This is a genomic window from Pseudomonas sp. CM25, from assembly GCF_013179705.1.
Lineage (GTDB): Bacteria > Pseudomonadota > Gammaproteobacteria > Pseudomonadales > Pseudomonadaceae > Aquipseudomonas.
In genome coordinates this window covers 1-10,470 of the sequence record NZ_JABMCW010000198.1, presented here as the reverse complement: position 1 = coordinate 10,470, position 10,470 = coordinate 1, and the positions used below count along the sequence as shown (strand labels likewise).

General features: G+C 61.1%; 15 protein-coding genes. 1 reads left to right on the top strand and 14 read right to left on the bottom strand.

Annotated features, from left to right (window positions below; all coding sequences use genetic code 11):
- On the bottom strand, positions 1–261 hold a 261-nt coding region (locus HP546_RS19240), incomplete at its 3' end, for a hypothetical protein (protein ID WP_172228388.1).
- Between the two features lie 113 nt (positions 262–374).
- On the opposite strand from HP546_RS19240, the gene HP546_RS19235 reads away from it, so the two are divergent.
- Positions 375–833, top strand: a complete 459-nt coding sequence (locus HP546_RS19235) for a DUF4236 domain-containing protein (protein WP_019751372.1) — start codon at positions 375–377, stop codon at positions 831–833.
- Between the two features lie 19 nt (positions 834–852).
- Here HP546_RS19235 and HP546_RS19230 read toward each other — a convergent pair whose 3' ends face one another.
- From HP546_RS19230 to HP546_RS19170, 13 genes are all read right to left on the bottom strand, one after another.
- A complete protein-coding gene (locus HP546_RS19230) occupies positions 853–1,071 on the bottom strand; it encodes a hypothetical protein (protein ID WP_019751371.1) in 219 nt (72 codons plus the stop codon).
- A 59-nt stretch (positions 1,072–1,130) separates the two neighbouring features.
- Entirely contained in the window at positions 1,131–1,592 is a 462-nt protein-coding gene (locus HP546_RS19225; protein WP_172228386.1) for a hypothetical protein, read from the bottom strand.
- Between the two features lie 78 nt (positions 1,593–1,670).
- Positions 1,671–2,834 carry a phage tail tube protein gene (locus HP546_RS19220; protein WP_172228384.1) on the bottom strand — a complete coding sequence of 388 codons (1,164 nt, stop codon included), beginning with the start codon at positions 2,832–2,834 and terminating at the stop codon, positions 1,671–1,673.
- 65 nt (positions 2,835–2,899) lie between these two features.
- Entirely contained in the window at positions 2,900–3,322 is a 423-nt protein-coding gene (locus tag HP546_RS19215; RefSeq protein ID WP_144000252.1) for a hypothetical protein, read from the bottom strand.
- Positions 3,319–3,699 (bottom strand): HK97 gp10 family phage protein, encoded by a 381-nt coding sequence (locus HP546_RS19210; RefSeq protein ID WP_144000253.1) that lies wholly within the window; start codon positions 3,697–3,699, stop codon positions 3,319–3,321. Before HP546_RS19210 ends, HP546_RS19215 begins: the two co-directional genes overlap by 4 nt.
- A complete protein-coding gene (locus HP546_RS19205) occupies positions 3,699–4,082 on the bottom strand; it encodes a glutamate 5-kinase (protein ID WP_144000254.1) in 384 nt (127 codons plus the stop codon). The genes HP546_RS19210 and HP546_RS19205 overlap by 1 nt, the downstream gene beginning before the upstream one ends.
- A 2-nt stretch (positions 4,083–4,084) precedes the next feature.
- A complete protein-coding gene (locus HP546_RS19200; RefSeq protein WP_144000255.1) occupies positions 4,085–4,477 on the bottom strand; it encodes a protein singed in 393 nt (130 codons plus the stop codon).
- A gap of 39 nt (positions 4,478–4,516) precedes the next feature.
- A complete protein-coding gene (locus HP546_RS19195; protein WP_144000256.1) occupies positions 4,517–5,119 on the bottom strand; it encodes a hypothetical protein in 603 nt (200 codons plus the stop codon).
- Positions 5,120–5,167: 48 nt separating this feature from the next.
- Complete coding sequence (locus HP546_RS19190) at positions 5,168–6,145, bottom strand: major capsid protein (protein ID WP_144000257.1); 978 nt, start codon at positions 6,143–6,145, stop codon at positions 5,168–5,170.
- An 11-nt stretch (positions 6,146–6,156) separates the two neighbouring features.
- A complete protein-coding gene (locus HP546_RS19185) occupies positions 6,157–6,867 on the bottom strand; it encodes a hypothetical protein (RefSeq protein WP_144000258.1) in 711 nt (236 codons plus the stop codon).
- A gap of 89 nt (positions 6,868–6,956) precedes the next feature.
- Positions 6,957–8,030 (bottom strand): phage minor head protein, encoded by a 1,074-nt coding sequence (locus HP546_RS19180; RefSeq protein WP_172228382.1) that lies wholly within the window; start codon positions 8,028–8,030, stop codon positions 6,957–6,959.
- A complete protein-coding gene (locus HP546_RS19175; RefSeq protein ID WP_172228380.1) occupies positions 8,031–9,449 on the bottom strand; it encodes a DUF4055 domain-containing protein in 1,419 nt (472 codons plus the stop codon). It abuts the gene before it with no gap.
- 8 nt (positions 9,450–9,457) lie between these two features.
- On the bottom strand, positions 9,458–10,470 hold a 1,013-nt coding region (locus HP546_RS19170), incomplete at its 5' end, for a terminase large subunit domain-containing protein (RefSeq protein WP_172228378.1).

Below are 10,470 nucleotides of genomic sequence, written 5' to 3'. Positions count from 1 at the left end.
ACTCCTCATGTCGGAGACAAACTTTTCTGAGTCAGCTTGCGAATTGATGTGGATTCGAGCGATACCCTCCTCGGTGTAGATATTCAAAAACCTTTCCTTTTCTTCAAAGCTTAGGTCTTTCAGCAACTCACCAAGCTCGTCCTGCTGGTCGAGTTCGGCGTGCTGGATGCTCCCGCCAACCTTAGCGATAGCAAGGCGCGCCTGCTCTCGCTCAAGTACGAACTGCCGTATCTCTTGCCTGGTTGCTGTTGCTGGATTCATCGCTGACCTCCTTGTAGATGGAGGTAATCTACCATCACTGGAAAGAAGCACCAAAATCCCGCAATCGCCATCGAGATGGTTAGAATGCGCAACATCCATCAAAAGGAATTGTCATGGCCATCCGTTTCCGGAAGAGCTTTAAAATCGCACCCGGGCTACGCCTGAACGTAAGCAAAACAGGTGTCAGTGCCTCCATTGGCCGCAAAGGCGCAATGGTTAACGTTAGCAAGAGAGGAACTCGCGTGACTGCTGGCTTGCCTGGCACAGGCTTGTCAGCCTCTCATCTGTTCAAGGCCGGCGGCTCTCGCCCCAATCAAGTCGTCGAGGCGCCCACGTTCAGAGATTCGCTAGTGGGGCTGGGCCTGATTCTGCTCATCTTTGCTTTTTTCTTCATTGCGTTCAAAGCGCCATGGCTCCTAGTCGCACTGATTGGTGTTCCAGTGATCTTCCTTATGGCCCGCTCTGGGATGAGGGCGGCTGATCTCAGGCGCCAAAAGGCTGATCCCACGAAATACTGGGCCGAGCGCAGCCGAAAAATCCAGGAGGATCACAGAAACCTGCCGGATGCTTAAGGGCTGAAGGATTTGCCAACTAATCCGAGCCTTCCTCACCTTCTGCCAGAGCCAGCTCATCCAAGGCAAACATCACCTCATCGATGATCAGCCGAGGCAGTGGCAGCGGATGAACTTCAAGCCAGTCGGTGATCTCCCTGGCCGATAGGCGCAACGGCTGCACGGCAGTGGCCCCTACCAGGTATCGACGAGCGCGGGATGCATTGCGGAAGGCATTCAGCAGGCTGCTGGTGATCACGTCCTGCGCCGGCTCATCCGGAACCGCGATACGCAGCTTCTGGTAGATGAGGCTCTTCTTTACGCTTGAAGAACCCCAGTCTCGCTCCCATTTGAAGCGGTCGACTGCTTTCCCTTGATCTCTTCCTGCTCCTTTTTGTTGTCGGCCGCGATGGTTGCTGCTCGCTTGATGACAAACACGAAGAAATCGGTATCGCCGCGCAGCATTTCGGTGGCGATGGCCTCGCTGTACTTCAGCGGGTTTCCATCCTCGTCTTGGGCGCCCTGCCAGTCCTGCAGGATGAACTGGGCCAGCAGCATGCAGTGGTTATCATGCTCAGTCTTCTCGCCAGCGATCACGCCAACCGAGCCTTCGCCGAACTGGGCGTCATTGCGATCTAGGCGACGGCGCATACGCTCCAGCGCGATCTGATACTGCTGATTATCCAGCGGCATCAGCAGTACCTGAGTGTCTTCGTCGAACTTCTCCCAGCGCGCCTCACCGCTCTTGCTGGTGTCAGTCTTTTTCAATTTGAGAGCCATGAATCATCCTCACGCCACGCCATAAAAGAGGCCGCCCCGGCCGGCGTTATTGCCGGAGCGACCGAAAGGTGATGCGGGTTACGCGGTGACCGTGATGGCCGAAGTAGCGGTCTTGGTCGGGTCCGAAACGCTGGTAGCGGTGATGACTGCCGACCCAACGGCAACGGCGGTGACCAGGCCGGAGGAGTTGACCGTTGCGATCGACGGCGCCGAGCTGGACCAGGTGACGTACTGGGCTGCACCCGATGGCAGCGCAGATGCGGTCAGCTGGCGGGTCGCCGCTACGGCAATCGAGGCAGTGGTCGGGGCCACCGACACGCTGGAGACCGGTACGAATGGCACTCGGGTAATGGTCGGGGCCTGCTTGGCAACGGTGTAGTTCAGCGTGACCTCGATCAAGTCGCGCTTGCCGCCGTTTGGCAGGTCGCCATCCACCTCAAGGGCCGGGAACGACAGGTCGTAGCGGTTGCCCAGGCTGTCAGTGATCGGGAACGCCACCGCAATGGTCTTGCGGCTGAAGGTGTTTTTCCAGATCTGCCAGGCGCGGTTCGACCAGGCTAGGGTGACGGTGCCGGTGATCGCTGCTTCAGTGGCGATCTGGGCGCCGGGGCCAAGCTTGCCGCTACCGATGCAGCGCTGAGCCTGCAGGCTGTTGTCCAAGTTGACGGTCAAGGCCGATACGCAGGCCGAGCCTTCCAGGCTGACGCCGTCCACTGTGATACTGCCCACGTTCAGGTTCGACATGAACGGGGTGGCGGTCGGTGGGGTGATGGTGGCAACGGTGTTGGTGTCGCCGTCGGCATAGTCCAGGCCCGCCATGGTGAAGGTGGCGGTGATCTTGCCGTCTGACGGGACATCGAGGGCGAAGACCGAAACGTGCATGCCCTTGAACAGGGCGTATACGCTCACGTCGTTGAAGTTCTTCGCGACGGTGAAGGTGCGGCGGGTGCTACCCACGGTCAGGACGTCACCAGTCCAGGTGCCGTAGAAGGCGGCCTCCAGCAGCTTATCGAAAGTGCCGTAGGACAGCTCGCCTACCAGATCGCCTTGAATGTCGGCGCTGGACACGACCGAGCCCTGGCTGATACGGGAGTCGGTGATTTCATCGCTGACCTGGGTGTTCACGGTCGGCGACAGGGTATTGCTGGTCAGGCGCAGGGTATCCCAAGCGCCGGTTGGTGGAGTGACGCCCGGGGTGACCTCGGGAATCAGGTAGCTGGTGACTTGGGCGCCGCTGCTCATGGGTTATCTCCGTTCTGCGGGCATAAAAAAACCCGCTCGCGGCGGGTGGGTCTTGGTGTTTAGGGTCAGCCGGCGTGGAACCGGGTGTTCACATTGATCTGGTAGAAGCCCTCGAACTCACCTGCGTCTACCTGGCTGGTCTCAATGCACTCAAGGTCTCCACTGCTCCAGTATGCGAAGTGTGCCTCCAGCGCGTCGGCAAGCTCGTTCAATCCCTTGATCCCAGTTTGCAACCGCGCAAAGCACTGAACCGTGATTATTCCTGGCTTCCTGGTGTATGGGCGATCAGCCATGCCGGCCATGAAAGCCGTCGCATGACCGATATGAAGCCTGCACCAAAGACCTGTAGCAGGAGGCTTAAACGCGCCGGAGCTGTCCTGGCTCGTCGAAGGGATCTGGGCATTCGGATAAAGGATTCTCGCCTGGTCAATTGCGGTGAATGACACCATGCGAGCCACTATTGCCTGTCGAATCTGCTCATAGGTCATGACGAGTACGCCGCTGCCACGCCGGTGAAGGCAAGGCCAAATACGCCATTGGGAGCCTGCTTAGAGTGCCCATTCTCCAGCTTATCGGCGTATGGGAGGTTGTTTTGGATGTAGATCACCGTGTACGGCTTTAGCCCAGTCAGCACCGCTTGGCCCGCTGCGATAGTCGCCGATCCAGTTTTGTCTACGGTGTCGCTATTCGAGAGAATCTGAGACCCGATGCTCACCACGGTATTGCCACGAAACCGGCCGGTGTCTACGGGAGACCTCAGGACGATCTCGCCGAGCAATGCCATGGCGATGATTCTCGCCTGCTTCACCAGGTCGCTTTCAATCTGATCAGCGAATACGGTAGGTGGAATGCTCCATCCAGCCATTACGGCCTCCTCAGCTGGATCTCGTAGTGGGCTTTGGCCGGGTCGATTTCAGGGCTGATGACTCGGTATGTCACCGGCTGGCCAGTGATAAGGTCATCGACAGTGATTTGGTGGCCGACGGCCGGCCTGTCCGTGACTTCGTTTACCAGGCAGATCAGCAGTACGTCGCCCACGAGGATGTTCACACTATCTATGCGGCGGCTGTCGTAGCTGTCGAGCACGCCGCGCCCGGTATAGGTGACGGGCTGGGTCGTGGACGTTTCGCTCACAGGGTCCCACGCACCCGGCCCCATATAAGATCCGGTGAAGGTGGACACCGCATCAGCCAGATCATCATCGAAGGCTTCGGCCAGGTCGGCCTGGATATCGTCGCGAAGGCCCATCTCTAACCCCTCTTCACAGCGAAGGCGAACGGGTTGCTGCGCCAAGGCGTGAGCAGGGCCAGAGCCAGCTGCACACAGGTGGGCTGCGCGGCCGTGGTGGTCTTGTCGATCGAGCCGAAGGTCTTGCTGGTCGTTACCGAGCCGGCCTTGACGGTCTTAGCCTCAAGCGATCCCTCGGTCTGCTGCTGGTAAAGCTTGCCTTGGGACGCGCACTTGGCCAGCCGGGCGCCTGCCTGCTTCACATCGTCAGGGATATCCTCCATGTCGATGCCGACCAGGTTGAGCGACGTCAGGTAGGCATTCGCCTCGAAAACCGCCTCTTCCTTGAGCTCTGCTGCTGCCCAGCCGGCCCCAAGGATGGTATCCACGTCGGCCACGGTGATGTAGGTAGCCATCAGGCCTCCGCACGAATGAGTGGGGCCGCAGCCCCAGGGTTACTGTTTGTCGAGCTCGGCGACCTGCTTCTGCAGCGCCTCTTTCGAAGCATTGGCTCGGTAGGAGACGCCCGCTTGATCCAGCTTGGCCTTCAGCGCCTCGACCTCGGGGTCAGAGTTAGCCGCCTTGAGGGATTCGATTTGCTTGAGCAGTTCGGCATTCTGCTTCAGCAGTTCTGCCTTCTCCTGCTCCAGGCCTGCCACCTTCTGCACTTCGCCGTCGCGCTCACGCTGCAGGCCGGCGATGCCAGCATTGACCGCATCCAGCACCTGGAACAGCCGGCCAGCGGTCTCGCCAAGTTCGCCATGAGGGCGCTCCAGGCTCTGCGATGCGAACGACTCGACGATGACGCCCACCGAGGCCAGCTCGGTAGTCAGACGGTCGATAACGTCCTGACTCAGTCCGCCCGCCCCGACAACCACCGCCACGGCCTTCAGCTCAGGGCGAATGGTTACCTCCGGCACATCGCCGGCCTCGCCCTTGCGACTGGTAGCTGCGTTGGCGTCAATGATGACCAGGCCATGCTCTTTGGCGAGGGCCTTTACATCTTCCTGGTACTGGTGGAACGGGCCAGCCAGGTACCAGATGTTGTTCTTACTCATGCTCACGTCCTCAGCGGGCCAGGCCCCAGGCCCAGCCCACCATAAGGGTTACTTGGAGGCGTCACCGATCAGAGCCACACCGGCAGTGTGCTTGATGCTGGTGGCGGTCTTGTCCCAGTTGGTACCGGTGGCCAGTTCGGCATCGGTCGGGGACTTGCCGCCGGCGGTTACATCCCAGGTGTAGCCCTTGAGACCCAGGCCGAAGGTGTAGTCGGTCTGCAGCGTGGTTTCGATCCGCTCCTTACCGTTGGTGGTCTGGACGTTGCTGATGATGTCGCGACCGTCGTGCACCAGAGCCGCACCCTGGACCAGGGACAGGATGATTTCCTTGTCCGGCGCAGGATCCACACCAGCCTGCATCAGGGCAGGAGCATCGGTAACCACCGACACCTTGCCGAGAATGTCGATCACGCGGACATTGCCCGCCTGGAACAGCTGCTGCTGGTTGGCCAGGTTCTGACCGATCAGCTTGTGGTAGGTGGTGCCTTGCATAACCTGGGTGATCAGGTTCTGACTAGCATCGCCGAACTTCGCGTGGGCGTTGTTCAGACCGGCATAGGTGATACCGGCGGTGGCCGACACATCGTTCACGGCGGCAGCCTGGGCAGTGATCGCAGCGACCAGGGCGGCGATGGCGGTGTTCAGCTGGTCCTTCAGCAGGATCTCGGCGAACGCGCGGGACGCTACCTCAATGCCTTGGGCGGTCGGGCGCTCCAGCCAGGTCATCTGCGAAGGTTCGTAGCGGATCGGACCGAAGCCACCAGCAACCTTCACCGAAGTGTTTTTCAGCTCGGTCAGGTCGGTGATCGGCGCGGCGCCGTTGGCGGCGTAGCGATCAACGCGGCGCTGGGCGGCTGCCAGGGTCTGGAAGAACGACTCCTGCAGGAAGTCGCCGGTGAAGCCGTCCGGGGACAGCACGATGGCGCCGCGGCTGGCGGCGTTGAACGCAACGAGCATCTGATCCAGCGTCTCGATGGTCGCCGGCATGATGTACTCGTTGAAAACCTGCATTTGCGACAGGGACATAGGTGTTTTCCTTACGATTGAGGGAGGTCTGGGAACCGGCTGGCGATTGCCGCCGTGCGTTCCGCTTTGTTACCGCCGAAATTGCCTTTTGCGGCCCCGCCGCCCTTGCCTGCACCCCCGGCCCCGCCGCCAGATGCCTTGCTGCCAGCGATCAGCGGGCCAAAGGCCGGATCGTTGGTAAATTCTGCTTTCAGCTCGTCCAGCGTTGCCGCGGAGAGTTTGCCGGCGGCATCCAGCACGACAACGGTGGGTTTACCGTCGCGCTGCTCGACGCTCAGCCGGCGTTCGATATGGGGAAGCAATGCCTTGGCGCTGCCTGGAACAGCCAGGGTGGTAGCGATCTCGGTCGCGGTGCGGCCCACGGTCAGATCCCGGATCTGTCCTTGCAGGGTGCTGTTGGTGCTTTCGAGTTGGCCGGTCAGCTCCGCCTCGCGGCGGGCGTACTTCTCGGACCAGGATCTCTCCAGCTCCTCGACGTTGCCGGACTTGCGAGCGGCTTCTTCAGCCTCGGCACGGGCCTTGTCTTCGGCCTCGCGACGGGCCTTCTCGGCGGCCTTCTTCTCGCCCAGGAGCTCTTCCACCTTGGCCTTCAGCCCGGTGACGTCCTCCTGCTGCGGCAGGCCCTCGATACCCAGGACAAACTTGCCGTCCTTCTCGACGTACAGGGCTGCTACCGATTCTTCGACGCCTTCGAGGCTGTCCAGTTGGAATTTCAAGGTCATTGCTGTCTCCCAGAGACGTTGAGCAGGCCCTGCCTGCGGATACAAAAAAGCCCCGGCTCAGCCAGGGCTTGGAACTGCGCGCCACAAAATCAAGGCGCTGTGTTTTGTGGCGCGGACCAGTTCAGGCCGGCCCGCTCGAAAGCCTCAGGTTCGCGTTCGCGCAGCTGTTGAAGATTCAGCGTTTTGCCGTTGGCGTCCGTGAATCGCTCAATAGGCAATTCGCCTTTCTTGAACAGGGCATACCGGGAGGGCCCAAGCACCTCCTTCTGGAAGCCCGCTGACTGGCGCGCCAGCCATTCGGGGTAGCTGGTGTCACTGGCCACAGGCTTCGTGCCGTCCGGCCCAACCGATGGCCGCGTTGAGCCAGGGATCTTCCGCTCGTACTCAGGCTTGAGCACCGGGATGACGGTAGTCCGGCAGTTCCAGTGGTATGGCGGCCGTGGCCCATCAAGCGGGATAATCGTCCGGTCAATGCTCATGCAGTACAGCGACGTTCTTGAGTCGAGCGTGGCGATACGGCGCATGCCCAGCAGAATGTCGTCGTTCGCCTTCAGCGTTTCGACCCGGGCGGTACTGGCGATGTGGTTTGTGGCCGTTCTCACCAGCGCTGACGCCTGATCACGCTGCACCTGGTGCAGGCTGTTGAGGCGCCGGGCGATTGCCGGAGTGGTCTCGCCCAGCGCAGAACCGATCTTGATCTCGCTGAGGATGTCGGCGGCCTTCTTGGTGCCGAACTCGTCCAGCGCGCCGCTGATGCTGATCTTCTGGACGCCCTTGCGAGCCTCCAATGCCATCGGATCAAGCTTGGCCGCCGAAGTGACGATCTGCGGAGAAGGAGTGTTGAGCTGAACCCTTGGCTTCACCACCTGCTCCAGCAGGTCGATGTTGTACTTGGCCTCCACGCCGGCGAAGGACTGAAGTTCAAGCTCCATCTGGCCCTTCATCCCGGTGTAGATCCCGGCCAAGTCCTTCTGCAGAACCCTGATCTGCTGCTCGTAGCGCCTGGTGCCGTATGCGCTCAGGCCTTCAGCCACCCTGCTCTTGGCAACATCAATGGCCTGGGCGATGAATGCTGCGATCTCTTCGGCGTTGTGCGCCGCATAGAGCTGGACGTAGATGGCGTGCCGGGTGGCCTCATCCTCCAGATATCCGTCAGCGCTCATTTACTCCTCCGCCTCGACCGTGACCCCGCCAGTTACCGGAGCCTCGCTCTCGCGCTCCAGGTCGATCAGCTCGTCGGTGCGATCCGCCTCCAGCACACCACCCTGGCGCAGGTTCGTGCGCAGGTCCGACTTCGCAATCAGGCCCTGCTGCCATAGTTGGACCTGGGCCAGGATGTCTTGGGCGGTCATCGTCTCGTCAAAGAACGATTGGTTGAGCCAGAAGACCGTCCCAGCCTCATCCGGCTCACCCATCATGAAGCGCTCTGCGTCGAGGATGGCCCGCTTCAGGGCCTCTGACACGTTGCCCGCAATGGTACCCAGCACACTGTTGTCCGAGCTGTAGCGGATGCGCACGGCCTCTGCTGTCTCGGCGCCGCCCGCTTTCTGCACGATGCGAGCGCCGATCATCAGCATCTGCTCTTCCTTGTCCTTCATCAGCGTGCGGGCCAGCTGGCTCTCGGTTGCCTGGACAAGCTTTGCATCACCGGACTTACCCAGGTTGTAACCCCGGGTCGAGCCGATGTGCATGCCGTTCGGGTTTACCTTGGCAAACTCGTCAGCGCTGATGTCGGTCGTGATGAACAGCGTGGGCTGGCTGCTGATGAAGCCGCTCTCCTCCACCGTAGCGCTGTTGCCGTAGTGCAGGATGTTCACATCGGCCAGGTCTTCAAGAGGCGACTTGTCGACGCTTGCGTCGTTGTTCTGGGCGCCGTAAAAGCTGAACAGGATGTGATCGAACGGGCGGCCATTCTTGTCGAGCGGCGCGACCTCGGTGTAGGTGTTGCCGTCTTCGGCGTAGACGCGCTGGACGTAGCGGCCATCAACCAGCAGCAGCACGCGGTATTGGGTGCTCGTTGTGCGCTCCAGGCTGTCCGGGCTGAACACGGACACGCACTCCAGCAGGCAGACATAGACCAGGCGCTTCACGCCATCGACCACCTGCTCGTCCCAGTCGATGATCGACTCGGCGCCGTAGTGGTGAATCAGCGCGCTGCGGCCCTGCATGTCAGCCATCGAGGACACGCCCTCAACGGCAGGGAAGTCCACGAGGAAGCCGCCGCGACCGGCGTCCAGGCATTCGCCCACGGCATCTTTGGACAGCTGCTCCAGGCTCGTACCGTCGCCGCTGGCGTTCTCCTTGAGGTACTCGACCCCGGCGGGCAAAGCCAACTCTGCAGTCTTGCGGAAGACGGCACCCAGCAGGCCGGTGCGCGTGCGCCCGGTGATGTTCAGGAACATCGCACGCTTCTTGTACTGCTTGTACCGCGCCTGGTTCTCGGGAGACTTGTTCTCCGGGTCCGGCATCGGCAAGTAGATATCGTGCTTGCGCACCTCGCGGGCGCCCGCCACGCAGCGCTTGACCAGCTGCCAGCCGGGCAAGGCCTCCGAGTACTCTGCCCGGGGAATGAAGTTCGGCATGGGTGGCCTCAGAAAGTGAACGTGATTGGTACGTGGGTAACCGGCCTGCTGATCGGGTAGTCGTGGTGAATGAAGTAGCCGCCCGCGTCGTTCGCGTGGTCCACGCCAGATTTCTTGTCGGGCTCACCGTTGGCAGCCCATACCTGCTGCTCCAAGCCATCTGCATAGGTCGGGCAGCGCAGTGGGTTGATCAGATATCGGCGCTCGCCATTCGCGTTGCAGAACATCGCGTTCATGGCGTTGATGCGGTCTTTCACCGGCGGGTTTGCATCTGGAGCGATGACGGTGAACCCGGCCTGGCGCAGGATGGCGATGTCCGTCTCACTGGCGTTCACCGACTTGCGCGACCCGCCCGAGGCGTCGGGATAGATCCTGATCTCGCAGGTCTTCTCGTAGTCCCTGCCGTTGTGCCGCCAGTAGCGTTCCTTGATACGTCGGATCATGTCCGGGGTGTCGAAGCCGTCGGTCAGCTCATCCACGGCCCTGGGCTTGCCGTCTGCGCGCTTCACGTGCGTGATGGCGGCCATCTTGCCGACGTTGAAGTCCATGCCGATGAACAGGGGCTCTCCAGGCTCTACGGTGTCGAAGCAGGAATTCAGCTTCCGGTCGTAGGCGTGGTAGATCGACCCCGAGTTCAGGTTGACGAACTGGCCGTTCAGGTAGGCCAGGATCAGCTGGGCCGGGTAGGACTCCATCAGCGACGGGATGTAGTCGTGCGGCAGGTTCAGCTCGTTGTCGAACGTGCTGGCTTGCACCAGACCGTACATGCCCTGCAGGGCCGGCTTCTCGCGCAGCTGCTTCACGAACTGCTGGTAGACGAACTTGAACCCCTCGGGGGTCGTCGTCACGTCCACACCGTTCTTCAGCCCGGACACGTTGTATCGCATCCGGGCAATGATCTTGCGCCAGGCGTGCTCGGCCTTCAGCGCGGGGAGAACATCGAGCTCGTCGACCAGGGCGTGGCCGATCTTGAAGCCCACGATGGTCTGGGGCTTCTCCATCGAACGGCAGATGGTCGTGC

What these genes read in the sequence shown, in the direction of transcription:
- HP546_RS19210 (WP_144000253.1), bottom strand. Translation starts at nt 3,699, where the DNA reads ATGGCTGGATGGAGCATTCCACCTACCGTATTCGCTGATCAGATTGAA.
- HP546_RS19235 (WP_019751372.1), top strand. Translation starts at nt 375, where the DNA reads ATGGCCATCCGTTTCCGGAAGAGCTTTAAAATCGCACCCGGGCTACGC.
- HP546_RS19225 (WP_172228386.1), bottom strand. Translation starts at nt 1,592, where the DNA reads ATGGCTCTCAAATTGAAAAAGACTGACACCAGCAAGAGCGGTGAGGCG.
- HP546_RS19215 (WP_144000252.1), bottom strand. Translation starts at nt 3,322, where the DNA reads ATGACCTATGAGCAGATTCGACAGGCAATAGTGGCTCGCATGGTGTCA.
- HP546_RS19200 (WP_144000255.1), bottom strand. Translation starts at nt 4,477, where the DNA reads ATGGCTACCTACATCACCGTGGCCGACGTGGATACCATCCTTGGGGCC.
- HP546_RS19175 (WP_172228380.1), bottom strand. Translation starts at nt 9,449, where the DNA reads ATGCCGAACTTCATTCCCCGGGCAGAGTACTCGGAGGCCTTGCCCGGC.
- HP546_RS19205 (WP_144000254.1), bottom strand. Translation starts at nt 4,082, where the DNA reads ATGGGCCTTCGCGACGATATCCAGGCCGACCTGGCCGAAGCCTTCGAT.
- HP546_RS19190 (WP_144000257.1), bottom strand. Translation starts at nt 6,145, where the DNA reads ATGTCCCTGTCGCAAATGCAGGTTTTCAACGAGTACATCATGCCGGCG.
- HP546_RS19180 (WP_172228382.1), bottom strand. Translation starts at nt 8,030, where the DNA reads ATGAGCGCTGACGGATATCTGGAGGATGAGGCCACCCGGCACGCCATC.
- HP546_RS19195 (WP_144000256.1), bottom strand. Translation starts at nt 5,119, where the DNA reads ATGAGTAAGAACAACATCTGGTACCTGGCTGGCCCGTTCCACCAGTAC.
- HP546_RS19220 (WP_172228384.1), bottom strand. Translation starts at nt 2,834, where the DNA reads ATGAGCAGCGGCGCCCAAGTCACCAGCTACCTGATTCCCGAGGTCACC.
- HP546_RS19185 (WP_144000258.1), bottom strand. Translation starts at nt 6,867, where the DNA reads ATGACCTTGAAATTCCAACTGGACAGCCTCGAAGGCGTCGAAGAATCG.